This is a genomic window from Aeromonas sp. QDB62 (assembly GCF_027705695.1).
Classification (GTDB): Bacteria; Pseudomonadota; Gammaproteobacteria; order Enterobacterales; family Aeromonadaceae; genus Aeromonas; species Aeromonas allosaccharophila.
Genome location: NZ_JAPDCD010000008.1, coordinates 65615 through 91775 on the forward strand (window position 1 = coordinate 65615; position 26161 = coordinate 91775).

The 26161-nt window shown below is 61.9% G+C and carries 24 protein-coding genes; 19 read left to right on the forward strand and 5 right to left on the reverse strand.

The features are described from left to right. Positions 1-306: 306 nt before the first annotated feature. From OKC27_RS05900 to OKC27_RS05920, 5 genes are all read left to right on the forward strand, one after another. Entirely contained in the window at positions 307-2229 is a 1923-nt protein-coding gene (locus OKC27_RS05900) for a PTS mannitol transporter subunit IICBA (protein ID WP_270693356.1), read from the forward strand. A 37-nt stretch (positions 2230-2266) separates the two neighbouring features. Then, positions 2267-3412 carry a mannitol-1-phosphate 5-dehydrogenase gene (locus OKC27_RS05905; RefSeq protein WP_270693357.1) on the forward strand — a complete coding sequence of 382 codons (1146 nt, stop codon included), beginning with the start codon at positions 2267-2269 and terminating at the stop codon, positions 3410-3412. 133 nt (positions 3413-3545) lie between these two features. Further along, positions 3546-4067 (forward strand): MltR family transcriptional regulator, encoded by a 522-nt coding sequence (locus OKC27_RS05910; protein WP_270806009.1) that lies wholly within the window; start codon positions 3546-3548, stop codon positions 4065-4067. 174 nt (positions 4068-4241) lie between these two features. Next, positions 4242-4814: a DNA-J related domain-containing protein gene (locus OKC27_RS05915; protein ID WP_270693358.1), complete on the forward strand. Its 573-nt coding sequence runs from the start codon at positions 4242-4244 to the stop codon at positions 4812-4814. A 78-nt stretch (positions 4815-4892) separates the two neighbouring features. After that, on the forward strand, positions 4893-5141 hold the full coding sequence (locus tag OKC27_RS05920; protein ID WP_042057543.1) for a hypothetical protein: 249 nt from the start codon (positions 4893-4895) through the stop codon (positions 5139-5141). 78 nt (positions 5142-5219) lie between these two features. Here the strand turns inward: OKC27_RS05920 and OKC27_RS05925 are convergent, their stop codons facing one another. Both OKC27_RS05925 and zntB read right to left on the reverse strand, forming a co-directional pair. Continuing rightward, positions 5220-5732, reverse strand: coding sequence for a mechanosensitive ion channel domain-containing protein (locus OKC27_RS05925; RefSeq protein WP_005354921.1), 513 nt, complete (start codon positions 5730-5732; stop codon positions 5220-5222). 13 nt (positions 5733-5745) lie between these two features. Then, the gene (gene zntB / locus OKC27_RS05930; RefSeq protein ID WP_058053159.1) at positions 5746-6711 is read right to left on the reverse strand and encodes a zinc transporter ZntB; all 966 of its coding nucleotides are present in this window, start codon (positions 6709-6711) and stop codon (positions 5746-5748) included. 140 nt (positions 6712-6851) lie between these two features. Between zntB and OKC27_RS05935 the strand changes: the two genes are divergently transcribed. Both OKC27_RS05935 and OKC27_RS05940 read left to right on the forward strand, forming a co-directional pair. Then, positions 6852-7301 (forward strand): YaiI/YqxD family protein, encoded by a 450-nt coding sequence (locus tag OKC27_RS05935; RefSeq protein ID WP_005335916.1) that lies wholly within the window; start codon positions 6852-6854, stop codon positions 7299-7301. Positions 7302-7426: 125 nt separating this feature from the next. Then, a complete protein-coding gene (locus OKC27_RS05940) occupies positions 7427-7927 on the forward strand; it encodes a metal-dependent hydrolase (RefSeq protein WP_270693371.1) in 501 nt (166 codons plus the stop codon). A 64-nt stretch (positions 7928-7991) separates the two neighbouring features. Here the strand turns inward: OKC27_RS05940 and OKC27_RS05945 are convergent, their stop codons facing one another. Beyond that, positions 7992-9197 (reverse strand): NupC/NupG family nucleoside CNT transporter, encoded by a 1206-nt coding sequence (locus OKC27_RS05945; protein WP_058053158.1) that lies wholly within the window; start codon positions 9195-9197, stop codon positions 7992-7994. A gap of 542 nt (positions 9198-9739) precedes the next feature. Here OKC27_RS05945 and dbpA point away from each other — a divergent pair. Together dbpA and OKC27_RS05955 are read left to right on the forward strand one after the other, a co-directional pair. Next, positions 9740-11119: an ATP-dependent RNA helicase DbpA gene (gene dbpA / locus OKC27_RS05950; RefSeq protein ID WP_042057548.1), complete on the forward strand. Its 1380-nt coding sequence runs from the start codon at positions 9740-9742 to the stop codon at positions 11117-11119. Positions 11120-11233: 114 nt separating this feature from the next. Then, entirely contained in the window at positions 11234-11524 is a 291-nt protein-coding gene (locus OKC27_RS05955; RefSeq protein WP_042057550.1) for a YkgJ family cysteine cluster protein, read from the forward strand. 27 nt (positions 11525-11551) lie between these two features. Here the strand turns inward: OKC27_RS05955 and OKC27_RS05960 are convergent, their stop codons facing one another. After that, the gene (locus OKC27_RS05960; RefSeq protein ID WP_270693359.1) at positions 11552-11959 is read right to left on the reverse strand and encodes a hypothetical protein; all 408 of its coding nucleotides are present in this window, start codon (positions 11957-11959) and stop codon (positions 11552-11554) included. A gap of 276 nt (positions 11960-12235) precedes the next feature. Between OKC27_RS05960 and OKC27_RS05965 the strand changes: the two genes are divergently transcribed. Continuing rightward, the gene (locus tag OKC27_RS05965; protein ID WP_270693360.1) at positions 12236-13630 is read left to right on the forward strand and encodes a PepSY-associated TM helix domain-containing protein; all 1395 of its coding nucleotides are present in this window, start codon (positions 12236-12238) and stop codon (positions 13628-13630) included. An 82-nt stretch (positions 13631-13712) separates the two neighbouring features. Here OKC27_RS05965 and OKC27_RS05970 read toward each other — a convergent pair whose 3' ends face one another. Next, positions 13713-14618 (reverse strand): 1,4-dihydroxy-2-naphthoate polyprenyltransferase, encoded by a 906-nt coding sequence (locus tag OKC27_RS05970; RefSeq protein ID WP_058053172.1) that lies wholly within the window; start codon positions 14616-14618, stop codon positions 13713-13715. Between the two features lie 208 nt (positions 14619-14826). On the opposite strand from OKC27_RS05970, the gene OKC27_RS05975 reads away from it, so the two are divergent. The 9 genes from OKC27_RS05975 to OKC27_RS06015 all read left to right on the forward strand — a co-directional run bounded on the left by OKC27_RS05975 (position 14827) and on the right by OKC27_RS06015 (position 26141). Further along, entirely contained in the window at positions 14827-16146 is a 1320-nt protein-coding gene (locus OKC27_RS05975) for an isochorismate synthase (protein ID WP_270693361.1), read from the forward strand. 32 nt (positions 16147-16178) lie between these two features. Next, positions 16179-17939, forward strand: coding sequence for a 2-succinyl-5-enolpyruvyl-6-hydroxy-3-cyclohexene-1-carboxylic-acid synthase (gene menD / locus OKC27_RS05980; protein WP_270693362.1), 1761 nt, complete (start codon positions 16179-16181; stop codon positions 17937-17939). After that, the gene (gene menH, locus OKC27_RS05985) at positions 17899-18696 is read left to right on the forward strand and encodes a 2-succinyl-6-hydroxy-2,4-cyclohexadiene-1-carboxylate synthase (RefSeq protein WP_270693363.1); all 798 of its coding nucleotides are present in this window, start codon (positions 17899-17901) and stop codon (positions 18694-18696) included. Before menD ends, menH begins: the two co-directional genes overlap by 41 nt. Further along, positions 18689-18826: a hypothetical protein gene (locus OKC27_RS05990; protein ID WP_156135269.1), complete on the forward strand. Its 138-nt coding sequence runs from the start codon at positions 18689-18691 to the stop codon at positions 18824-18826. Before menH ends, OKC27_RS05990 begins: the two co-directional genes overlap by 8 nt. Then, positions 18819-19679 (forward strand): 1,4-dihydroxy-2-naphthoyl-CoA synthase, encoded by an 861-nt coding sequence (gene menB / locus OKC27_RS05995; RefSeq protein ID WP_042656614.1) that lies wholly within the window; start codon positions 18819-18821, stop codon positions 19677-19679. The genes OKC27_RS05990 and menB overlap by 8 nt, the downstream gene beginning before the upstream one ends. Then, complete coding sequence (gene menC, locus OKC27_RS06000) at positions 19679-20608, forward strand: o-succinylbenzoate synthase (protein ID WP_270693364.1); 930 nt, start codon at positions 19679-19681, stop codon at positions 20606-20608. The genes menB and menC overlap by 1 nt, the downstream gene beginning before the upstream one ends. Next, on the forward strand, positions 20601-22028 hold the full coding sequence (gene menE, locus OKC27_RS06005) for an o-succinylbenzoate--CoA ligase (protein ID WP_270693365.1): 1428 nt from the start codon (positions 20601-20603) through the stop codon (positions 22026-22028). Before menC ends, menE begins: the two co-directional genes overlap by 8 nt. 218 nt (positions 22029-22246) lie before the next feature. Next, entirely contained in the window at positions 22247-25006 is a 2760-nt protein-coding gene (locus OKC27_RS06010; protein WP_270693366.1) for a collagenase, read from the forward strand. A gap of 187 nt (positions 25007-25193) precedes the next feature. Beyond that, positions 25194-26141, forward strand: coding sequence for a SanA/YdcF family protein (locus OKC27_RS06015; RefSeq protein ID WP_270693367.1), 948 nt, complete (start codon positions 25194-25196; stop codon positions 26139-26141). Positions 26142-26161: the final 20 nt, after the last annotated feature.

A 26161-nucleotide genomic window follows, 5' to 3' on the forward strand; every position in this document is an offset into this window, starting at 1 on the left:
AAATCACCTTTACCCAAAGGCACCACCAGACAACTTTAGTGGGCTGAGTCACAAAAAATGGTCATGCAAAACAGAAAAGATCGAAATGTAGCCGAATTACAGCATCCGAATGTGATCAGGGTCACTGGTTGGGGAGGGGGTATGGTGGGGTATCTGAGAGATGGATCACAAGACACCCCGTTTTCAGCCTAATTTGATCGCAAGCTGGTAGATTGAAGTTGCTTAGACGACCGGGATGGCAGTTCGGCAAAACCGGCCATCCCGACTACCACTTTTAATCAAACAGGCTTAAAACGGGGTCCCGACATGTTATCACCGGATACCAAAGTCAAGATACAGAATTTTGGACGCTTCCTGTCCAATATGGTCATGCCCAACATAGGCGCCTTCATCGCCTGGGGCTTTATCACCGCCCTCTTCATCCCCACCGGCTGGCTGCCAAGCGAAACCTTGGCCAAGCTGGTCGGCCCCATGATCACCTACCTGCTGCCGCTGCTGATTGGCTACACCGGCGGCAAACTGATGGGCGGTGAGCGCGGCGGCGTGGTCGGTGCCATCACCACCATGGGCGTCATCGTGGGAACCGACATCCCGATGTTCATGGGTGCCATGATGGTCGGCCCGCTCGGTGGTTGGGCCATCAAGCGCTTCGACAAGGCGATGGACGGTCGCGTCAAGAGCGGCTTCGAGATGCTGGTCAACAACTTCTCCGCCGGCCTTATCGGCATGCTGCTGGCGATCCTCGCCTTCTTCGTGATTGGCCCCTTCGTCAAGGTGCTCTCCGGCGTGCTGGCCGGTGGCGTCGGCTTCCTGGTGGAAAACCACATGCTGCCGCTCACCTCCATCTTCGTCGAACCGGCCAAGATCCTGTTCCTCAACAACGCCATCAACCACGGTATCTTCTCGCCGCTGGGGATCCAGCAGGCGACCGAGCACGGCAGCTCCATCTTCTTCCTGATCGAAGCGAACCCGGGCCCGGGCATGGGCGTGCTGCTGGCCTACATGGTGTTCGGCCGTGGCGCGGCCAAGCAGTCCGCGGCTGGCGCCTCCATCATTCACTTCTTCGGCGGCATCCACGAGATCTACTTCCCGTATGTGCTGATGAACCCGCGCCTCATTCTGGCGGTGATCGCCGGTGGCATGACCGGGGTCTTCACCCTGACCCTGTTCAATGCCGGTCTGGTCTCCCCCGCGTCGCCGGGCTCCATCTTCGCCGTGCTGTTGATGACGCCGAAAGCCTCCCTGATTGGGGTCGCCCTCTCCATCATCAGTGCCACCCTGGTCTCCTTCCTGGTCGCCGCCGTGTTCGTCCGAGCCCAGCAGCCGGAAGCCGACGAGGCCGATGCGCTCGGTGAAGCCACCCGCAAGATGAAAGCCATGAAGGGTGCCAAGCCCGAGACCGCAGCGGCCAAAAAGCCGGGCGGTGAACTGATGGCGGTGCGCAATATCGTGGTGGCCTGCGATGCGGGCATGGGTTCCAGCGCCATGGGTGCCGGCATGCTGCGCAAGCGGGTGCAGGCCGCCGGGCTCGACATCAGCGTCACCAACCGCGCCATCGATCAGCTCGACGATCAGGTGGACTGGGTCATCACCCACAAGGATCTGACCGAGCGGGCCCGTCGCCATGCGCCGAACGCTCACCATATTTCCCTGACCAACTTCCTCGACAACGGCCTCTATCAGGAGCTGGTTCAAAGCCTGACCCAGGCCGCCAACGATGATGTCGCCAACCCGCAACTGCTGGTGGCGGCCAACGATGACAACTACGAGCCGCAGGCCGCCGAAGTCTTTACCCTGAGCCGTCATGACGTGCATCTGGGACTGAAAGCGGACAGCAAGGAGGCCGCCATCCTGACCGCAGGCCGACTGCTGGCCGAGCGCGGCTACGTTGCGCCCGACTACGTCAACGCCATGCTGGAGCGTGAACAGCTGGTCTCCACCTACCTCGGCGAGTCCATCGCCGTGCCTCACGGCACCATCGCCGCCAAGGAGTTTGTGAAGCGTACCGGTATCGTCATCTGCCAGTATCCGGCCGGGGTCGCCTTTGGCGAAGCCGCCGATGAGGTAGCGCGGCTGGTGATCGGCATCGCCGCCCGCAACGACGAACACATGCAGGTGATAACCCGCCTGACCAATGCACTGGATGAACCCGGTCTCATCGACCGGCTGGCCAGCACCACGGATCCCCAGGCCTTCCTGGATCTGCTGGGTGCCGAACAGGCTGCGTAATCATCTTTCATCGTCTTTGGTTCAAGAGGTTAATATCATGAAAACATTGCATTTTGGTGCTGGTAACATCGGTCGCGGCTTTATCGGCAAACTGCTGGCAGATGCCAGCCATCAGGTCACCTTCGCTGACGTCAACGACACGCTTATCGACCAGCTCAACCACCGTCAGGAGTACAAGGTCCATGTGGTGGGTGCGGATCAGAAGCTGGACGTGGTGCGCAACGTGGCGGCGGTGAGCTCCGCCGGTCACGAGGTGATCGCCCGCATCATCACCGCCGATCTGGTCACCACCGCCGTCGGCCCCAACATTCTGGACAAGATTGCCAGCACCCTGGCCAAGGGGCTGCAGGCCCGCTTCGATGCTGGCAACCTGACTCCGCTCAACGTCATCGCCTGCGAAAACATGGTGCGCGGCACCAGCCACCTCAAGCAGGAGGTACTCAAGTACCTGCCAGTCGCGTATCATGCCACGCTCGAATCCTGCATCGGCTTCGTCGACTCGGCGGTGGATCGCATCGTGCCGCCCGCCGCGGCCGCCAACGATGATCCGCTGGAAGTGACGGTAGAGAGCTTCAGCGAGTGGATCGTCGACCAGACCCAGTTCAAGGGGGAGCTGCCACAGGTGGCGGGCATGGAGCCGACCGACAACCTGATGGCCTTCGTCGAGCGCAAGCTGTTCACCCTCAACACCGGTCACATCGTCACCGCCTACCTCGGCAAGCTGCGGGGCTACCACACAGTGCGCGAGGCGATCGAAGATCCGGTGATCCGCAGCAAGGTGCGCCGCGCCATGGAGGAGAGCGGTGCCGTGCTGGTGAAACGCTACGGCTTCGACCCGCGCCTGCATGCCGCCTACATCGAGAAGATCCTCTCCCGCTTCGCCAACCCCTATCTGGTGGACGAGATTGACCGGGTCGGTCGTCAGCCGCTGCGCAAGCTGGCGGCGGGGGATCGACTGGTGAAGCCGCTGCTCGGCACCCTGGAGTACGGCCTGCCCAACGAGCAGTTGCAGGAGGGGATCGCCGCGGCGCTGCACTATCGCAACACCGATGACCCGCAGGCGGTGGAGCTGCAAGCCCTGCTGGCGGAGCTTGGCCCGGCCAAAGCGCTGGCCCGCGTCACCGGACTGGATGAAGAGAGCGAGGTGGTTCGCGCCATCGTCGCCCGTTACGAAACCCTGTAATGACCCTGCTTGCGGCGCATTCAGCCACCACTGATAGCGCCCCAAGCGCTTGAATGGCAAGGGAATGTGCCCCATATGATAAAAACCGGGAGAGAGGCCCACTCTCTCCCTGTCAGCTGGACCCTATACACCTATGACCACACACCAGGAAGATGAAGTACTGGAACGACTGAACGAGCAGGATGGCCCCCGCGGCTTCTTTCTCGAAGCCGTGACCATCCTGGAAGAGGCGGTCGACTCCCTGATGCGACGCGCGTTCCGTCAGGAGGAGTATGCCGTCAAATACGCCATCGAACCCCTGCTCAACCAGAGCGGCCCCCTCGGCCAGCTGGAGGTGCGCCTCAAGCTCATCTTCGCCCTCGGCCTCATCTCCCTCGAGCGCTATCAGGATATCGAAGCCTATATCAAGATCCGCGACTTTCTGGTGCGCGACCCCAAGGATTACCGTTTCAGCGACAAGCCGATCCGCGATCTGCTCGACCGCCTGCACGGGGTCAATCAGGGTGGCATGATGAAGCTCGAGCCCCCCGCCAGCGAAGAGGATTGGGCCTTCTACCAGATGCAGCTCAACCGGCTCGATCAGATGGTGCGCTCCGAGCTGGTACTGGCGCTGGCCGACTGTGTCGGCGAGCTCCACAAGGAGAGCCCCATCTGATCGGGCTCACGCTCATGACCGCCCCGCTGGCGCGCTTTTTCTGCGCCGCGCTTGCCACTGCGCCTTGCCCCGCCCATTGGCAGATGCCACTCTGATCCAGCACCGCCTCGCCTGTACGTCGCACACTGTTGGCGCCACAGGCAGAAAAGCCCTCACATGGAAGAATCGAACGTCATGAGCGACCCGAACGCCAACCCGCTGATTGCCCCGCTGCTGGCGCTGTTGCAACAGGCGGCGGGCAGCTACAAGGTGCACGAGCTGATGGCCGCCCTGCGCCAGCAGGGGGCGATTCCGGTGCTGGCCGACGACGAGCAGCTGCAGCTGTTTCGGGTCAACTTCCTGATCATGAACGCCCTCTACCAGTTGCAAGCCGAGTTCTGGCAAGAGGGATGGTGGCTGGTGATCAGCACCCTGGATATCCGGCTCGAACCGCTGGCCAAGACCCCGGCGGCCAGCCACGCCTTTGCTATCGGCGAAAATCTGCGCAGCTATTACCTCGACTGGCAGGTGTTCTGGCAAACCGACCGTGCCGAAGTTGAAGCCCTGCTCAACCGCTTCTGGCGCGCTTATGACGGGGAGGGGCACAAAGCCGAGGCGCTGGCACTGTTCGAGCTGAATGAAGGGGCGAGCCAAGAGGCGATCCGCCGCCGCTGGCGGGAGCTGGCGCTGCAGCACCATCCGGATCGGGGCGGCAATGCCGAGACCTTTATCCGCATCCGCTGGGCCTGGCAGTGCCTGCGGGGATAAGCCCGTTGCCGCACTGCTGTTGCCGCACATAAAGGGCAGGCATAGACTGGGAGTGGATATTCCCCAAAGGAGCGCATCATGACAGTCAGTGAACTTCGTAAGCTCTATCAGCAACAGATCCTGCAAGAAGCCGAAATTCTCCACGACGTTGCCATCCCCGGCTGGCTTATCGAATTCAGAGGCAAGGATGGTGCCCTCTACGAGCTGACCGACACCCTCGGCTGCCCGGTCAGTTTCGGCACCGTCGATCAGGCCCGCGAACATGTGCATCTGGTGGCCGACTGCCCGATGCAGGTGGAGCACCTCTACCGCTTCTTCGAACGCTAGATCAGCACCCGCCACACAGAAAAAAGGCTCCAGAGGAGCCTTTTTCTTATTCCGGTTACTTTCTATTCCGGTTACTGTCTATTCCGGTTGCAGTGGTTCCGCCACCTTGCCCTCCAGCTTCCTGACCGGCTTTTGCAGGATCAGGTTGGCCGGATAGGTGACCAGATCACCGTTGTCATCCCGTACCCGCACGTAGAACAGGCCAATCTCGGTGATGACGCCGGTGACCGAGTCGTCCTTGTCGAGGATGCGGATCCGGTCGCCAATCTTGTAGGGAAAGGCGAAGAAGATGGTGATGCTGGCAGTGATGTTGGAGAGGATCGACCACTGGGCCACCATGGCGACCCCCAGTACCGCAAAGAAAGATGACGCGAGCACCACCAGTCGGGAGAAGTCGAGCCCCCACACACCGGCCAGCACCAGCAAGGTGGCGCAGCCGAGCAGGAAGTGGAACACATGGGCCACGTAGAGCACCCGGTTCTCGCTCACCTGTCTGCTCTGACCGAGCGCCAGCAAACTCTTGTGAATAAGCCGCCGGATCAGGGTGTGCCCCAGCAACAGCAGCAGGGTCAGGCCAATGGATTGCCACATGGGTTATGCCTCCCTACCACCAGCGCCGGTGCTTGAGCCAGATGGCCAGCCCGCTGGCCAGCGCCACCAGGGAGCCACAGAAGACCCAGAAGGCGGTCGGGCTCTCGGCCCCCGGAATCCCCCCCAGGTTGATGCCAAACAGACCGGTCAGGAAGCTGGCGGGCAAAAACAGCAGCGCCATCACCGACATCTGGTAGGCGCGGCGGTTGGTCGCCTCCGCCATCAGATTGTTGATCTCGTCCGCCAGCACCGCAGTGCGCGCCACCCCGGCATCGAGGTCATCGAGCCAGCGCCGCAGCCGGTCGGCGATATCGAGCAGACGGCGGCGGTCATCCTCATCCAGCCAGCTGATCTTCTCGTTGGCGAGGCGCGCCACCAGATCCCGCTGGGGGGAGAGATAGCGGCGGATCATGATGAGCTGCTTGCGGATCAGCGCCAGGCGGCCATTGGCGGGCAGGTCGCGCATCAGCACCATCTCCTCCAGATCGAGGATCTTGTCGTGCAGCTCTTCAACAAACTCCCCCGCCCGATCGGTCAGGGCATCGCAGATCTCCACCAGCCAGTCGGCCGGGGTATCTGCACCACCCCCCAGCTTGAGCTGGTTGAACACATCCTGCTCGGAGAGCAGCGGGCGACGACGGCTGCTGATGATGAGATCCGGGGTGATGAAGATGCGCAGCGCCACCATCTCCTCGGGCCGGTGATCCTTGTTGTGGTTGATGCCACGCAGGATCAGCAGCACCGTCTCCCCCATCCGCACCAGCTTGGGACGATTGCTCTGGCCGAGCAGCGACTCCTTGGCTGCCTCTCCCAGCAGCGGGGTTTGCAGCAACCAGCGCGCCGAATCGGGATGGCCGTAATCCAGATGCAGCCAGCCGGGGCGATCCCCCGGGATCTCGCTTCCCGCCGTCAGCGGCGCCATGCCACCCTTGCCATCCAGGGTCAGGGCATAAATCACTTCACCGGGCACCCGATCCATCTCGTCTCCTTCTCGTTGCATGTGCTGGCCCCAGCTTACACGAAAGGCGGGGCAGACTCAGCCCCGCACCGGCAAGGGGAGGCCTGTGTTAAGATGCCCGCTCCCGTGTTCCATCCGCTTTCACTACAGGAAACCATGCCATGCCCATCTGGGTTGATGCCGATGCCTGCCCCATTCCGGTCAAGGAGATCCTCTACCGCGCCGCCCACCGCGCCCAGGTCGTCACCACCCTGGTGGCCAATCAGGGATTGCGGGTGCCCCCCTCCCCCTTCATCAAAACCCAGCAGGTGGAGAAGGGTTTCGATGTGGCAGATCATGTCATCGCCCAGCAGGTTCAGCCCGGCGATCTGGTGATCACCGGCGATATTCCCCTCGCCTCCTGGGTCATCGATGCCGGTGGCGAGGCGCTCAATCCCCGCGGCGAGATCTACACCCGCGAGACCATCAAGGCGCGGCTCGGCATGCGCAACTTTATGGAGGAGCTGCGCTCGGCCGGTGTGCAGACCGGCGGCCCGGCCCCCTTCAATGCCGCCGACAAACAGCGCTTCGCCAACGCCCTCGACAAGTGGCTGGTCAAAGGCAAGCTGTAAAGAGACCCTAAAGGCGCCCTGTTTGGGCGCTTTTTCGCCGTAACATCCTGATTTTTAAAATAACTGCTGACCACAACCATCAGGCTGGTAAGATGCGCCGCCATCTTGTCCACGCCGTAATCATCATGACCGCCCAAGGGCACCTGCTCTTCTCCGTTACCTGCACTCTGATCGCCCACAAACTGCAGCTCACTCCGGCGCTGGCCGATGCCAGCCTGTGGCAGACCATCCCTGCCGCGCTGGCCAGCGCCCTGTTGCCCGACCTCGACCACCCCAAATCGGTGCTGGGGCAGCGCCTGCCGTGGATCTCGAAACCCCTGTCGCGGCTGTTTGGCCATCGCGGTTTCACCCACAGCCTGCTGGCGGTCGTCGCCGCCGTCTGGGGGCTGAACCAAAGCCTGCCGCCTGGCACCCTGCCCGTGGGGGTCAAGGATGCCCTGATCGTCGGCTACCTCAGCCATCTGCTGGGGGATTGGCTCACCCCGGCGGGCATTCCGCTCTTCTGGCCCATCAAGCGCCGCTTCCGGCTGCCGGGCTGGCCGCTGCGCAGTGGTGGCGCCCTCGAAACCGGCTTTTGTACCCTCACCCTGCTGGTTGCTGGCTGGTGGTGCGGCTGGCGGCTGTGAGCCAGAAACAAAAAAGCCCCTGACAAAGTCAGGGGCCCAAGCAGTGGCGCGAACCACTAGAGGATCAGATCATGATGCCTGCGATAACCGCAGAGAGCAGGCTGACCAGGGTAGAACCGTAGACCAGCTTCAGACCGAAGCGGGAAACCATGTTGCCCTTCTCTTCGTTCAACGCTTTTACCGCACCGGCGATGATGCCGATAGAGCTGAAGTTGGCGAAAGAGACCATGAAGATAGAGAGGATGCCGACGGTACGCGGAGAGAGCTCGGCAGCCACTTTGCCCAGATCCATCATCGCCACAAACTCGTTGGTCACCAGCTTGGTCGCCATGATGGAGCCCGCTTGCAGCGCTTCACCACTCGGGATACCCAGGATCCAGGCGATCGGGTAGAACAGGTAGCCCATGACGAACTGGAAGTTCACGCCAAATGCCATCTCGAACAGGTAGTTGACCAGGGCAATCAGGGCGATGAAGCCGACCAGCATGGCACCAACGATAACGGCAACCGTGAAACCGGCCATGATGTACTCGCCCAGCATCTCGAAGAAGTTCTCTTTCTTCGGCGTATGGTGCTCGTCACCTTCGGCAATGGCCTTGATGTCGGTCACGGAGTTATCCGGCTCGTACGGGTTGATCAGAGAGAGCACGATGAAGGTGCTGAACATGTTGAGCACCAGCGCGGCAACCACGTAGCGCGGCTCGATCAGCTGCATGTAGGCACCGACAATGGACATGGAGACGGTAGACATCGCCGTCGCCGCCAGGGTGTACATCTGCTTCTCGTTCAGGTGCGGCAGGATGTTCTTGAGGGCGATGAAGTTCTCGGACTGACCGACGATCATCGAGCTGATGGCGTTGAAAGACTCCAGCTTACCCATGCCGTTGATCTTGGCCAGCACGGTACCGATACCGCGGATCACCAGCGGCAGCAGGCGGATGTACTGCAGAATACCGATCAGCACGGAGATGAAGACGATGGGCATGAGCACCATCAGGAAGAAGGAGAAGGCCCCTTCGTTAACCAGGCCACCGAACACGAAGTCGGTACCCTGTTTGGCAAACTCCATCAACTTGGTGAAGCCGGCCGCGAAGCCACCCACCACCGCCAGACCCACTTCGGAGTTCAGCATGAACCAGGCCAGCGCCAGTTCGACCACCAGCAGTTGGCCGATATAACGCAGTTTGATCTGTTTCCAGTTGTGGCGGTTAGCCAGCAAAGCAAGAGCGAGGACCATCACCAGTCCGAGCACAAAGTGAACGTATTCCATACCTGTAGCACCTGAGTGAATTGTAATTTTTGACCGGCGCCATCATAGACATTTGCACATTTAAAAATCAGATAGCCATCACAATCCCGCCCAATAATATGCATGCAGGATAATACAAACGTTTTTAAATTAATTACGCAATGAACTGATATTAATCGCACAACATAGATAACATAAATCCTTTTAAAACATCATGTTGGGCAATTAAGTCGCCGTTTTCATGTTTTTTGAAAATATTCGAGCAGCATTTTCGCAACATTCATTGCGGCGTAGTCTCTGCTCGTGGAATATTTTTCAGCCATTATATTGAAATACCGAAATTGGAAAACGTTTATCCGCGATAAATAATTAGATGAGTGTTTGAAAAATAGTCCTTGTTACATTGTCAGTGATTGCCCGTGATCGGTTTGGCAACAAATGAACCCGGCACGCATCCTCGTGGCCAACCGTTCAAAAATCCGCCACATCCGGCAGCGCTTTCTGATACAATGCGCGCCCTTGCGCACGGCGCATCCCCGTTTTCTCCGAAATAGAGTCCTTTTGTGAACAACAGCGAATTTAGCAGCCTCAATCTCTCCCCCGCCCTGCAAGAAAACCTCACCAGCCTGGGTTACCTGCAGATGACCCCGATCCAGGCCCAGAGCCTGCCCCTGGTACTCGAAGGCAAAGACCTGATCGCCAAGGCAAAAACCGGTAGCGGCAAGACCGCTGCTTTCGCCCTCGGCCTGCTCTCCCGCCTCAACGTCAACCGTGTCGACGTACAGGCGCTGGTACTCTGTCCGACCCGCGAACTGGCGGATCAGGTGGCTCAGGAGATCCGTCGTCTGGCGCGCGCCCTGCCCAACGTCAAGCTGGTCACCCTGTGCGGCGGCACCCCGACTGCACCGCAATCCGCCACCCTGAGCTTTGGCGCCCACATCGCCGTCGGCACCCCGGGTCGCATCCTCAAGCATCTGGAGCAGGGTACGCTGGAGCTCTCGAGCCTGGAAACGCTGGTGCTGGACGAAGCTGATCGCATGCTGGACATGGGCTTTGGCGAAGACATCAACCGGGTCATCAGCTATGCCCCCGAGCGCCGCCAGACCCTGCTGTTCTCCGCCACCTATCCGGAAGGGATCGCACAGATGAGCCGCGGCGTGCAGCGCAATCCGGTCGAGGTGAGCGTGGAGTCCCTGCACGAGGGGAGCGCCATCGAACAGAAGCTCTATGAAGTCCCCTTTGGTCAGCGCCTCGATGCCCTCACTTGGCTGCTGAGCCACTACCAGCCGAGCTCCTGCGTGGTGTTCTGCAACACCAAGCGCGCCTGTAACGACGTGGCCGACCATCTGGCTGCCAAGGGCTTCTCGGCGCTGGCGCTGAACGGCGATCTGGAACAGCGCGAGCGGGATCAGGTGCTGGTGCGCTTTGCCAACGGCAGCGCCACCATTCTGGTGGCCACCGATGTGGCGGCCCGTGGTCTCGACATTAAGGAGCTGGGCGCCGTCATCAACTACGAGCTGACCTATGATCCGGAAGTGCACGTGCATCGCATCGGCCGTACCGGTCGTGCCGGCCAGCAGGGTCTGGCTCTGAGCCTCTATCAACCGAACGAAGCCCAGCGCGTCAACTTCATCGAAGAGTACCAGCAGGCTCCGATGCCGCTGGGTGATCTCGACAGCATCGGCCGCGACATCAAGCCGATCGCTCCGCAGATGGTGACCCTCTCCATCGATGCGGGTCGCAAGACCAAGGTGCGGGCCGGTGACATTCTGGGTGCGCTGACTGGCGAAGGCGGCATTGCCGGTGCCGACGTCGGCAAGATCCAGATCTCCGAGCAGTACTCCTACGTCGCCGTGAAGCGCAGCGTGGCGAGCGCCGCCCTCAAGCGGTTGCAGGAAGGCAAGATCAAGGGGCGCAGCTACCGCGCCCGCAAACTGGGCTAAGGGCGATGGCGGGCAGCATCTCTGCCCGACTTGTCATGAACCACAGCACGGGCGCCTTTGCAGGCGCCTGTTTTTTATCGAAAATGTGCCATTCCGATGGCATGGACAACACAGATGAACAGAGAACCCCAAGCCGAAGTCAGCTGCCAGAACTGCGAAGCCTGCTGCTGCCGCCTCGAAGTGATGCTGTTTACCGATACCGGCGTACCGGATCGCTACGTGGACGAGATAGAGGGACAGGTGCCCGTGATGCACCGACTGGAAGATGGCTGGTGTGCGGCGCTCGACCGCAACACCATGATGTGCCGCATTTATGAAGTACGACCGCTGATCTGCCGTGAATTCGAAATGGGTGAACCCGACTGCGTTGACGAGCGGGACAAGTGGTTTATCAAGCTGGAGTGAACTTGGGCCAGGCAGGATGCGGGGTGGTCAAGCACCCGCTGGTTCGCAGGGAGTAGCTGTGAGCTGCTCCCCCAGCCACTGGATAGCGGCCGCCTCCTGCTCGAAGTAACGCACCGCCCGAAACGGCAGATCCTTGAAGATGTTATCCGCCAGATAGCGCTTGAAGCCCCCCACGAAGACCACCGCCAGAAACTGACAGCCACTCTCGGCACACCAGCCAAACTGGCGACGAAAACGGGCCAGCACCTCGGGCCCGGCCGCTTCGAACTCGGTCGCGACCTCGACAATCCCCCACGGGCGATCCACCAGTCCGGCCAGCTCGTGGCGAAAGCCCGCTTCATAGGCCATGGCCCCTGCCAGATTGAAGGGGCCACGCGGGCGGCAGATCAGCATCTGGCCCCTGCGCTCCATGTCGAATTGCCCATGTGGCTGCATGACTGCTCCCATTCCGTTACCACCACCGCCTGCAGATTGTTATCACAAGGTAATAATTTATAAAGAAAAGTCCAGCATCAAACAGGCTTCCCACAAAGTGTGCTCATCCCATCCGGCAAACCGCCATCGCCCTGTCAGCACACCATATCACCGCCATCCCGTACTGAACCGACCTCGAGATGTGTGATTGCAGTTAACGAAACGTTACTGCTATTATCCGCGCCGCCACAAACATTCCACCAGCCGAAAGGTTTACCCCCCCAACAAGGATGTGCAATGAAAAACAGGGACTCGAGTCATTACCAACGGATCTGGCGCTGGCACTTCTACGCCGGTCTCTTTGTCGCTCCTTTCCTGATCCTGCTGTCACTGACCGGGATCGTCTATCTGTTCAAACCCCAGCTCGACAACCTGATATACCCCGATCTGATGAAGGTCGCCCCCGCCAGCCAGACGCTGAGTGCCGACCAGCTGCTGGCCAAGGCGATGATGACCATGCCCGATGCCAGCCTGCGTAAATATCTGCCGCCTGCCGCTCCCGACCAGAGCGCCCAGTTCATCGTCAATCGGGGCGAACAGGAGCTGACCCTGTTCCTCGATCCTGCCAGCGGCGCCCTGCTCGGCACCATGGACAACAAGTGGAATCTGCAGGCGGTGGCCCGCTCCCTGCACGCCGACCTGCTGCTCGGCACCACCGGAGATCGGCTGATCGAGCTGGCTGCAGGCTGGGGACTGGTGTTACTGCTAAGCGGTCTCTACCTCTGGTGGCCACGCAAGGGGCCCGGGGTGAGCGGCATCCTCTGGCCCAGAGTAAGCCAGCGCGGACGCCTCTGGTGGCGGGATCTGCACGCCGTGGTTGGCTTTTGGGGCGCCGGTTTCCTGCTGCTGTTGCTGCTGAGCGGCATGACCTGGACCGGTTTCTGGGGCGATCAGTTTGCCGCAGTCTGGAACCGCTTCCCCGCAGCCATGTGGAACGAGGTGCCCAAATCGGCGCCACTGGCCCGCAGCCTGAATCAAGCCCACGAGCAGACCGTCCCCTGGGCGGTGGAGAACACCCCGATGCCCAGCTCGCAGCCGGTCGATGAGGCGCACGATCATGGTGCCATGAACCACGGCGAGCATGAGGGTATGGTGATGGCAAGCCAGCGCATTGCGCTGCAACAGGTGGTCGAGACAGCCAGTGAACGGGGCGTCAAACCGGGTTATAGCATCACACCACCGGTCGGTGAGAGCGGCGTCTACACCATCGCCCTGTTTGCCGACGATCCACGCAACGACGCCACCCTGCATATCGATCAATACAGCGGCAAGGTGCTGGCCGATGTGCGCTGGCAGGATTACGGCCCGGTCGCCAAGACGGTAGAGAGCGGCGTCATGCTGCACATGGGCAAGCTCTACGGCTGGCCCCATCAACTCGCCATGCTGATCATCTGCCTGATGGTGCTGATCAGCGCCGTAAGCGGCTTGTGGATCTGGTGGTGCCGCCGCCCGCAGGGCCGTCTCGCCGCGCCGCCGCTGCCCGCCAAACTCCCGCCGATGCGCGGTGCCATCGCCCTGCTGATCCTGCTGGGGATCGCCTTCCCGCTGGTCGGCGCCTCCATGGTTGTCATCTGGCTGCTGGATACCCTGATTTTCTCTCGTCGCCCCCTCAAGGTGGCGCGCGCCAGCTAAACCCGACGGCACAGCTGAAAAGAAAAAGGGCTCCCATCTCGGGAGCCCTGTTCATTGTTCGCCTTGGCGTTTGCGCCCCCCGTCAGGAGAGCGCCAACCCGATGGAGAGCAGCAGGCTGAACAGAAACGCGCTGATGGCGGTCTTTTTGAGCGCGCCGGTCAGCACCTCGCCATCGTAGCTCTCGCGCAAGGTGCGGGCCGCATCGCTAAGCGGCTTCATGGCAGGCAGGAAGATCCACGGCCAGAAACTGGCGGGCTGGGTCAGGATAAAGGCGATGGTCGCCAGCAGCGCCGCCCCCAGCAATACCCAGTGATAGGCGATGGCGCGGTTGCGGCCAAGACGTACCGCCAGGGTGATCTTGCCGCTGGCGGCGTCGGTCTCGATATCGCGCACATTGTTGATATTGAGCACGGCGGTCGCCAGCAAACCACAAGCGGTGGCGGGCAGCAGCAGATCCCACTCCAGACTCTTGGTGAAGAGGTAGTAGGAGCCGAGCACCCCCAGCAGACCGAAGAACAGGAACACCGAGATATCGCCAAACCCGCGATAGCCGTAAGGGGTCTTGCCCACGGTATAGGTCACTGCCGCAACGATGGCCGCGCCACCCAGCACCACAAATGCCAGGATCTGCAGCCACTGGCCACCGAAGGCGCAACCGAGTAACAGCAGGCCACTGGCCACCGCCGCCAGCGCGGTCAGCGCCATCGCCACGCACATCTGTTTTTTGGTGATAAGGCCGGAGACCACCGCCCGCTGCGGGCCGATCCGCTCGCCGTTGTCGGCGCCGGAGACCGCATCGCCGTAATCGTTGGCCAGATTGGAGAGGATCTGCAGCAGGATGGCTGTCAGTAGCGAGAGCGCCATGATGGTGCCATCAAAGGCACCACGACTGGCAGCCAGCCCCGAGCCCAGCAGGATGGAAGAGCAGGCGAGCGGCAGTGTTCGCAAACGCGCCGCCAGCAACCAAACAGAGAAGGTATTTGTCATATTGTGATGGCCAAACAATCGGATATTGATCGTGTTAAGGGTTATCGAACCGGATTTGGGTATACTTGGCCCCGGAGAGTGAAGCTCCCTCGGGCGATTTACATGGACGAATGGGCAGATAATATATAGGAAATCATCGCCCTTTGGCATAAACCTACGGCATCCTGCTACCGGATCGCTCGTTACTACCCGGCTCAGAAAAGAATCCATGTTGGCTCAGACCCATATCAAGCAACAACTGGACGCCCTGCGTCACAGCAACGTCAGCGGCTTCGTGCGGTTGCGAGTGGCAATCGAGATCCGCTCCTTTCTGGGCTGGCTCGCGGCGCAAACCCTCTATCCCCGCATCTACTGGCAGGCCCGTGGAGAGGATCGTCCCGAGTATGTCGCGCTGGGCGCCATCCATGAACTGACCGAGCCGCACGCCATCAAGCAGGTGTGTGCCAACGCCAGCCAGCATCACGACGACAGCCCCCGCTACTATGGCGGACTGGCGTTCGATCCGGCCCAATCCGGCTGGCAAGGGTTTGGCCCCTGCCGTTTCGTGCTGCCCCGCATCGAGCTGGTGCGCCGTGGCGAGTGCGTCAGCCTCTGCCTCAACCTCTGGCTGGATGACGACAATCTCGAGGCCGAACTGCAGGCCGCCGAAACCGCTCTCGATGCCCTGCACCCGGAAGCCCCGCTGCCCGCCCTGCAAAAGCAGCCCTGGCAGCGACAGGATTGCCCCGGCCCCGCCCAGTGGCAGACGCTGGTAGAGCGCGTCACCGCCCCCGATTTTCAGACCCACACTCCCAAGGTGGTGCTGTCGCGGGAGAGCGTGCTGACCAGTCCGAACCATGATGCGGATATCAATCCCTGGGCCATGCTCGACCAGTGGGCCCGCCACGCCCAGGACTGCTTCCACTTCGGTTTTCAATTCTCCCCCGAGCAGGCCTTTATCGCCTGTTCCCCCGAGCGGCTCTACCGCCGGGAAGGGAGCCACCTCTTTACCGAGGCGCTGGCGGGCACCATCCGCCGCTCCGGCGATGAGGAGGTCGATGCCCAACTGGCCGCAGAGCTGCTGGCCGACAGCAAGAACCGGCTGGAGAACCGGCTGGTGCACGCCGACATCCTGAGCAGGCTGGCACCGCTGGCCCACGATGCCACCCTGACCGAGCCGCGCATTCTCAAACTACGGCTGCTGCAACACCTCAAGTGCGATATCGAAGCCGAGCTCAAGCCTGGCGTCTGCGACTGGCAACTGCTCGACGCCCTCCACCCGACTCCGGCGGTGGGCGGCGCCCCGCGCGAAGCGGCGCTGGCCTTTATCCGCGAGTTCGAGCCCTATGAGCGGGGCTGGTACGCCGGAGCCTGCGGCATGTTGAGCCGGGAGACCTCGGAGTTTTCGGTCGCCATTCGCAGCGCCCGCATTCAGCCGGGCAGCGTCACCCTGTTTGCCGGTGCCGGCATTGTCGCCGGTTCCGAGCCTGTCGCCGAGTGGGCCGAACTCGACAACAAGATCGCCAATGTGCTCTCCCTGCTGGGATAGCCATGACCCCTTTTCAACCCGCGAGAGCCCCTATGCCCACCCGTAAAGAGCCTGCCAGCGAAGAGTTTGCCTGCCCCCCGTTTTCGAGCCAGCACGCCACCTTCAACCACGTCTGGTCCTCCCTCTTGCTGGAGGAGCTCTTTCGCCTCGGGGTGCGCGACATCGCGCTGGCCCCCGGCTCCCGCTCCGCGCCGCTGACCATGGCGGCCGCGGCCCATCAGGGCTTTCGCCGTCACCTGCACTTTGACGAGCGCGGTCTCGGCTTTATGGCGCTGGGGCTGGCCAAGGGGAGCAACCGGCCGGTGGCGGTGATCATGACCTCGGGTACTGCGGTGGCCAACCTCTGGCCCGCCGTGGCAGAGGCCCAGCTCACCGGCGTGCCGCTGATTATTCTCTCCGCTGATCGCCCTCCTGAGCTTATCGACAACGGCGCCAATCAGGCGATCGACCAGCAGGGGATCTTCGGCCGCTACCCCGTCTATCAGCAGAACCTACCAAGCCCCACTCCGACCATTCCAGCGGCGTTTGTGCTGAGCTCGGTGGATCAAGCCTTGGCCAAACAGGCGCTCACTCCCGGGGTGGTGCACTTCAACTGCATGTACCCCGAGCCCCTCTACCCGGGCGAGCACTATCAGGATTTCGCCGACTATCTGGCCCCCCTCGGCAACTGGCTCGGCTCCCACAGGCCATGGAGCCCGTGGCAGCAAAGCGAGCCGAACTGCCCGCCGCAACCCGAGTGGAACGAATGGCAGCACAAGCGCGGGGTGATTGTGGCCGGACGGATCACGGATCCCGCACAGGCACAGGCGGTCGCCGCGCTGGCGGAGCAACTTGGCTGGCCGCTGCTGGCGGATCTGCAGAGCCAGATCCGCTTCGATAGCCGCAACCTCATCCACATGGATCTGGCGCTCAACGACCCTGAATTCGTCGCCGAGCTGGGCCGCGCCGAGGTGCTGCTGCAATTTGGCGCGCGGCTTATCTCCAAGCGGCTCAGCCAGTTCATCAAGCACCATCCATGGCAGGATTACTGGCTGGTGGATCCGCAACCGGCGCGGTTCGACCCCGACTACCGGCTGCGCAACCGGCTGCTCTGCAGTGCCAGCACCTTTGCTGCGGCCCATCCGGTCACCACCGTTCAGGCCCCCTGGCACCAGTTGGCCGAGCTGCAACACCATGCCAGCCAGCAGATCGCCGCTGCCTGCGAGCGCTTCTCGGAGCTCGGCATCTGCCATCGCCTCAATCACCTGATCGAAGGACAGCTGTTTGTCGGCAACAGCATGCCTGCCCGACTGATGGATATGCTCGGCGAAACGGGCAAGGGGCCGAGTCGGGTGATGACCAACCGCGGCGCCTCCGGCATCGATGGCCTGATCGCCACCGCCTACGGGTTTGCCCAATCGATCGAGCCGGGCAGCGATGAGCCCACCACTCTGCTGCTCGGCGATCTCAGCGCCCTGCACGATCTCAATAGCCTCGCCCTGCTCAGCAAGGCGAGCCGACCGCTGGTGGTGATCCTGCTCAACAACGATGGCGGCAGCATCTTCCGTATGTTGCCGGTGCCCACCGAAGGGGAGCTGCTGGAGAGCTACTATCGACTGCCCCACGGCCTCAGCTTTGAACATGCCGCCGCCATGTTTGGCCTCGCTTATCGCGCACCGACCACCCTGCCCGAGTTCGAGCACGATTACCGCGCCGCCCTCAAACATGGCGTTACCTTGATCGAGATCCGGGTACCGAGCGAGCAGGTAGCCGATGATCTCAAGGCACTGGGGGCCGCTATCCGTGGCAAATAAAGATGCCAATGTGCCGCTGGTGCTGCTGCACGGCCTGCTGGGGGATAGCGGCGACTGGCAACCGGTGATCGACCGGCTGCCCGCCATCCGCTGCATTGCCCTCGATCTGCCGGGTCACGGCCAGCATCACAATCTCAACGTCAGCGACTTTGAACAGAGCCACCAGTGGCTGGTTGCCGAGCTGGCCAGCCGCAATATTGAACGCTATCTGCTGGCGGGCTACTCGCTGGGGGGGCGACTGGCGCTCTATCACGCCAGCCGCGAACCCGCCGGGCTGCAGGGGCTGCTGCTAGAGAACTGCCACCCGGGGCTACCGGCCAGTGAACGGGCCGCACGCATCCAGCACGATGAACTGTGGGCGCAGCGCTTTGAGCGTGAGCCCTTGGCTGACGTGCTGGCAGACTGGTATCGGCAAGGGGTGTTTGCCGATCTCGACGACGCGGCCCGCGCCCGCCAGATCGCCCGCCGCCTTGGCAATGATGGCAAGGCCATCGCAGCCATGCTGCGCGCCACCTCGCTCGGCAAGCAGCCGGATCTCGCCCCCTGGCTCATGCGGTGCCCGCTGCCGGTCACCTGGGTGAGTGGCAAGCGGGATCACAAATTCCATCAGCTGGCTTGCCAGCTGGCGAGTCAACATCGCAAAATCAACCACTTGGTGCTGGAGGGCGGCCACAACCTGCACGCCCATCAGCCAGAAACCTTTGCCCGACTCCTCGCGGAGTGGGTCAACCAACAAGAAGAGACGAGTCATGATTGAAGCAATGACGGAAGCTGAACTGTACGCACCTGTTCAACATGCCGGGATTGCTCAACGCTGTGCTCAACTCTTTGCTCAACTCGGTGCTCAACTGCGCTCGACCAGATCAGAAGGAAAAAACCATGATTGAAGCAATGACCGAAGCGGAACTGTACGCTCCTGTTGAGTGGCAGGATTGCTCCGCCGGTTACGAGGACATCCTCTATCACAAGTCCGGCGATGGCATTGCCAAGATCACCATCAACCGTCCCCAGGTCCGCAACGCCTTCCGTCCCCGCACCGTCAAAGAGATGCTGCAGGCACTGGCCGATGCCCGTTATGACGATCATATCGGCACCATCATCCTGACCGGTTTTGGCGAAAAAGCCTTCTGTGCCGGCGGTGACCAGAAGATCCGTGGCGACTACGGTGGATACCGTGATGACGAGGGGACTCACCACCTCAACGTGCTCGACTTCCAGCGCGACATCCGCACCTGCCCGAAACCGGTCGTTGCCATGGTGGCCGGTTACGCGGTCGGTGGCGGTCACGTGCTGCACATGATGTGTGATCTGACCATCGCCGCCGACAACGCCCAGTTTGGCCAGACCGGCCCGAAAGTGGGCTCCTTCGACGGCGGTTGGGGGGCTTCCTACATGGCCCGCATCGTCGGCCAGAAGAAAGCCCGCGAAATCTGGTTCCTCTGCCGCATGTACGATGCCCAGCAAGCCCTCGATATGGGTCTGGTCAACACCGTCGTGCCGTTGGCGGATCTGGAGCGCGAAACCGTGCGCTGGTGCCGCGAAATGCTGCAAAACAGCCCGATGGCGCTGCGCTGCCTGAAAGCGGCCCTCAACGCTGACTGTGATGGTCAGGCGGGCTTGCAGGAGCTGGCAGGCAATGCCACCATGCTGTTCTACATGACCGAAGAGGGTCAGGAAGGCCGCAACGCCTTCAACGAAAAGCGTCGCCCCGACTTCTCCAAATACAAGCGGAATCCCTGATGACACTAGCCCTGTATCGCTATCAACTGCCTTTTACCCAGCCACTGACCTTTCACGGCAAGGTGGAGGTGGCGCGAGAGGGGCTGTTGGTGCGCATCAACGACGGCTGGGGGGAGATTGCCCCCCTGCCCGGCTTCTCGAAAGAGAGCCTGCAACAGGCAGAGGCGGAAGCCCTTGCCGCGCTGGCGGTCCTGGCTGCTGGCGACACCCCGAACCCCGTGCTGCCGTCGGTGCAATTTGGCCTCGACTGCGCGCGCCGGACATGGCCCGAGCAGCGCAACCCGCTGCCGGAGCCCTATCCCCTCATTCAAGGCTCCCCCCAGGAGCTGCTGCGCAACTGGAAAGAGTGGCTGCACCGCACGCCCAGCAAGGCCAAGCTGAAGGTGGCACGCTACCCGATGCGTGACGAGCTGGCGCTGATCCGCCTGCTGTGCGATCGGGTGCCCTCCCTCAAGCTGGTGCTGGATGCTAACCAGGGCTGGACCCGCGAGGAGGCGTGGACCTTCTGTGGCCACCTCGACCCTAATCGCATCGAGTATCTGGAAGACCCCTGCGCCGACTTTGCCGACATCGCCTTTGTCGCCAACCGTACCGGCATGCCGGTGGCGCTGGACGAGCTGCTGGCGCAGGGCAAGCCGTGGGAGCCGATCCCGCAACTACGTGCGCTGGTGCTCAAACCCACCCTGCTCGGTTCGCTGGCCAACTGCGAAACGCTGATCGCCCGCGCCCGCGAACTGCGGCTCAAGGTGATCATCTCCTCCTGCTTCGAATCGGATCTGGGCCTGAACCAGCTGTTCCATCTGGCGGGCGAATGGGCACCGGAACAGGCCCCAGGCCTCGATACCCGCCGCTGGATGGCGGGCAATCTGCTGGGGGAAGATGGCAAACCAGATCTGAGCCGACTGGAGAAACTGTATTACCGTGATTGACCCCTCACGCTCACCAGAACAGACGCCTTGCCCGGTACGCCACCGGGCAATCACCACCCCGAACCGCATTGCCATCCACGCCGCCTCGCCCCTCAGTTATCGCCAGCTCGATGCCCGCCTCAACAGCCTGTGCCAACAGCTGGAACAGGCTGGGGTGCGCCGTGGCGATCATCTGGCGGCGGTGGTGCGCGGGTCGCTGGAAGATGTGCTGCTGGCCTGGGCCTGCGTGCGCAGCGGCATCATCTTCTGTCCACTCAATCCCGCCTTTCCCCTTGAAAAGCAGCGCGAGCTGGCGGTGCAACTCGATGCCAGCGCCTTCTGGTCGGCAGGGGAGATACCGGCAGGCAACTGGCAACCCTTGCAGCTCGACTTCGCACGCGACCTGCCGGCAAGCGAGGAAACATGGCCGCTAGAATCGACCCAGCTCAACAACATGATCCTCACCTCCGGCTCCAGCGGTACGCCGAAAGCGGTGGTGCATCGGCTCTGCAACCACCTTGCCTCGGCGCGCGGCTCTGCCACCCTCATTCCCCTCGATGAGAGGTCCGGCTGGCTGCTCTCCCTGCCGCTGTTCCATGTCGGCGGCTACGCCATCCTGTTTCGGGTCTTTCTGGCGGGTGCCACGTTGGTGCTGGATCAACGTGAACGCCCCCTCAAGGAGCGGCTGGAGTGCCAGCCCATCACTCATCTCTCGTTGGTGCCAACCCAGCTCTGGCGCCTGCTGGCTGAGGGTTTTGACCCCGCACGAACCCGCCTGCGCGAGCTGCTGCTCGGGGGCGCCGCCATCCCGCAACCGCTGGTGAAGCGCCTCTGCGCCATGGGGCTCGAACCCAAGGTGAGTTATGGTCTCTCCGAGATGGGCAGTCAGGTCTGTACCGCTATCCCCGGCGATGCAGGCGTAGTTGGCAAACCGCTACCGGGACGGGAAGTGTGTATCAGGGAGCAGGAGATCTGCGTGCGCGGCGCCACCCTGTTTGCCGGTTACTACCGAGATGGCGAGCTGGAACTGCCCCTCGATGACGAAGGCTGGTTTCATACCCGCGACAAGGGGAGGTTCACTGCCGCAGGGGAACTGGTTGTAGAGGGGCGGCTCGATAACCTCTTTATCTCGGGTGGCGAAAACATCCAGCCCGAAACCATAGAGCAGCGACTGGTGGATCACCCCGCTGTCGCCCAGGCGCTGGTGGTGCCGGTGCCGAGCGACGAGTGGGGGCAACGCCCCGCCGCCTTTATCGACTGGCACGGCGAACCGGTTCCCTACTCCGAGCTGGCAGCCTGGATCCGCAACACCCTGCCCGGCTTTATGGTGCCCGACCACTGGCTCCCCTGGCCCGATCTTGGCGGCAATCTCAAGCCCTCCCGCCAACTGCTGGGCAAGGTAGTCCGACAACAGACCACTCGGGTACGACAAGCTGAATGAGATCGGACTCACAATTTACCGATCTTCTTTGAAAACAAAAAAGAAACATGTGAGTCCTCACTGCGGCGCCAACCCACGATAATTCGATCAGACTCAAAAAGTCACCATCTTATTGATTTATCTGATTTTTAATTGGCAATTGATATCCCTTTGGAACTGTTTAAATTGCCTTGCGATTACTCGCAAGACAATACACAAACAAAAACAAAGGGATAAAAATGAACCGTTCGGGTACCGGGTGGCTGCTGCTGGCAGGCCCCCTGCTTTTGGCGACATCCTCGGCGCAAGCCAACTACTCCCCCAATGACTGGCGACAGTATCAGCTGACTGGCGAATCGAGCCGGCAACTGGCCGCTCGCATCACCGAGATCACCTACGAACTCAAGGCGCGCAGCAGCAACGCCCCCTATCAGCAGCTTAGGGTATACCGTCGCTTCGACTGGCAGAGCAGCGATCTCGCTGCACTGGCCGAACAGCAGTGTGGCGAGCCGCAGCTCAAGGTAGATGCGGGCTGGCAGATCCGCTTCGTGCGCTGTGAAGATCGGATTCCGGCGGGCAAGCTCATTCCCGCCAGCAGTTATGACTTTGGTTATGGCCTCAAGCAGGGTCGCTGGGAGCAGCTGACGGGCACGCCGACCGCCCAGCGCCAAGATCGTCTGCCGCTGCCGCAAGCCATCATCCTGGGCCAGAGTGAAAGGGAGCTGGATCGCTGCGAACTCAACGCGCAGGGCCGCTGCGCCGAGTCGGAATGGCACTATCAGCCGCAGGATTGGCAGCAGTTGCAGGTACTTGAAGAGACCCCGAGCGAGCGGGATGGCCGGTTGGAGCAGATCTTCTTCCGTCTGCAACCGGTGGCAGGCAGTCAGGCTGCCGCTCAGGTCAGCGAGATCCACGTCTGGCGCCGCTATCAGTGGCAGCTGGATCAGCTCACGCCTCAGCAGGAGTGTGATGAGCCGCAGGAACGCAAGGAGGGGAGCAACACCATCCGCTATCGCATCTGCCGTCAGGTGATCCCCGCTGGCAGCGAGGTTCAGGTAACGTTGCAAGATAGCGGCTACCAATACCCGGTCGCTGGCGGCGAGTGGCAACCCCTGCCAGAGATCAAAGAGTGGCAGGAGAGCCGGGTGCTCAATCGCCCCATCGTGCTAGCCAGCAAGGAGGATCAGCTGGAGTGCCGCCGCGCCAACGGTCGTCTCTGCTCCGAGCTCGAGCAGCCCGATGTGGATCTGCTCAACAGCGATGCCGCCAAACTGGTAGCCGACGTGAGCGGCCAGAACAGCCCTGCCTGGCAGGCGGATTACGGCCACGATGATGCCAAGCTGATGGCGGTGGTGCGCGGCATGCGTGCCCTACTGGCGGCCAACCAGCCGACCCATCCGGCAATGGACAAGCTGCTCTACTATGTGCGCGCCCATAACTACCATGGCGGCGTTGGCAAGGAGAGTGATCAGGCCGCCCGGGCACTGGCCGGGGTGATGATTGATCTGCTTAACCACCCATTGCTGCTGGGAGCTGAACCACAGGATCAGGCTGGCACAGTGCTGGAAGCCTGGAGCGTGGCGGCGCAGGGACAACTTGGGCAAGCCGCCTTCCGCCAGAGTGCCGCCCCCATGCTGGCCCAGCTCAACCAGGCGCTCGGCTATGCGGTGCAACATGCGGCGCAGATCAATGGCCACAAACCCTGGGCCGATGGTCTGTTCGAGCTGCTCAATCTGGTCGATCAGAGCGCCTCTTATGGTCAGCAGGCTGACTTCAGCGCAGTTGTGCTGCAACAGGAGGCGGCATTGCGCCAGAGCCTGCTGCAACTGGGCCTGAGCGAGCTGGCCCTCTGGAAACAGCGCGATGGCTCACGGGATCTGTTTATCTTCAACAACATCCTCGATGCCCATAGCCGTCTCTACCAGATGATGCGCTACCTCCATCACACCAGCCCGGATAAGGCGATCGCCTATCGCCAGCAGCTGGATCGCGATGTCATCGCCATCATGCGCCAGCAGGGGCTGATCCCGGGTGGCCAACATCCGGCCGCCATGCTGGAAGAGGTCTCCCTGACTCTCTCCAGCTACTACCTCACCTACACGGATCGCACCAGCGAGGCCTGTGTCAGCGGCGAGTTCGCCGGGCTTTGTACTCCGATCCGCATGGAGGAGATCCTGCCGTTCGAGCACACCTGCTCACCCACCCTGCGTCTGCGCGCCCAGGATCTGACTCAGGCTCAGGCCGAAGGGATCTGCCGCGAGCTGGGTGACGAGGAGCAGCGCTTCCACCAGCAGATGGAAACGGGCGAGCAACCGGTGGCCGATGATCACAACGAGGCGCTGGAGCTGGTGATCTTCAACTCCTCCGCCGACTGGGGCCGCTACGGCAGCGCGCTGTTTGGCGTCTCCACCGAAAATGGCGGCATCTATATCGAGGGGGATCCGGCTCGCCCCGGCAATCAGGCCCGCTTCTTCGCCTATGAGGCGGAGTGGAAACGCCCCACCTTCCAGGTGTGGAACCTGCGCCACGAGTACGTTCACTATCTGGATGGCCGCTTCAACCAGTACGGCAGCTTTGGCCACTATCCGCTCAACCGCACCACCTGGTGGGCCGAGGGGATTGCAGAGTACATCGCCCACGGCCAGTGCTTTGCCCGGGGTCTGGATAACGTGGCAAACCGCCCCGCCAACCAGCGCCCGACACTGGCGGCGATCCTCCACCTCGATTACGAGCAGGGGGGCGAGATGGTCTACTCCTGGTCCTATACCGTGCACCGCTTCCTCAACGAGACCGGTCGCGGCGCCAGCTGGCTGGCGCTGGCACAGGCGCTGCGCAATCCGGATCGGCAGCAGGCGATGAGCGACTTCGAAGGGGAGCTGGACCGGCTGATCGCCAACGACAGCGACGCTTATCAGGCGTGGCTCGGCCGGGATCTGCTGCCCTGGTGGCAAACCAACAAGGAGTCAGACGCCTGCAAGGGCAACGACTCCGCCCACTGATAGACCTCAAACAAAAAGAGGGGCTGCCACCGCAGCCCCTCGCGTTATCCTCCCGCTCGCCCGGCCTCGCCTGCGACAACCTCTGCCCGAATGAGCGGCCCGCCCGTTATCAAGCCTGACGCCAGCGGCCGAGTTGTAATAGAATGCCGAAAGCCATTCCCAACTTCAGACCCTGACCGCACCGCGCATGAAGAAGTTTGCCAAGATCCTCCTCGCCTGCCTCGTTTTGCTGCTGGCCCTGATTGCCATGCTGCTGGGCTACAGCGAGTGGATCGTCTCGGATGCCCGCCACTATACCCACGACAAGGTGGACGAGGTGCCCTACAACCGGGTTGCGGTGGTGCTGGGTACCTCCAAATATCTCTCCGGTGGCGGCCCCAACCACTACTTCAAATACCGCATCAAGGCGGCGGCCGAGCTCTACAACAATGCCAAGGTGGACTTCATCATCGTCTCCGGTGACAACGCCACCGTGCAGTACAACGAACCACGCCAGATGCGCCGCGCCCTGATCAAGGCGGGCATCCCCGCCTCCGCCATCTATATGGATTTCGCCGGATTCCGCACCCTCGACTCAGTGGTTCGCGCCAGGGAGGTATTCGGTCAGGATCGCTTTACCGTGGTCTCACAGGGCTTTCATAACGAGCGGGCCATTTTCATCGCCCGCCATTTCGGTATCGATGCGGTCGGCTTCAATGCCGAGGATCCCAGCGCCTATCAGGGGATCCGCACCCGGGTGCGGGAAGTCTTTGCCCGCCTGATGGGTCTGCTCGACCTCTATGTACTGGACAAGGGGCCCAAGTTCCTCGGAGCACCGGTGCCCATCGGTCTGCCTGTGCCTTGCCACTCGCTGAGCACCATCGGCAGCCTGCAACCCTGCCTCAAACAGCCCAAACCGGCGGTGGATAAGACCAAGCCTGCGGCGGTATCTGCAGCGGTTGCCACCGAGTCGGCCACTCCGGCTATCTCGGCTGCGATTGAACAAGTCACTGCAGCTGCATCCGCAGCGGCAACCACTGAACCGGTCACCCCCGCCAAACCCGCGGCAGAAACCGCCGCCAAGATGCCCAGCGCGGCCTTGCCCATATTGCCGGTGGGCTCTTCAGCCGCCAGCGCCAGCACTGCCGCACCATAAACAGACGACCCGCCAACTGG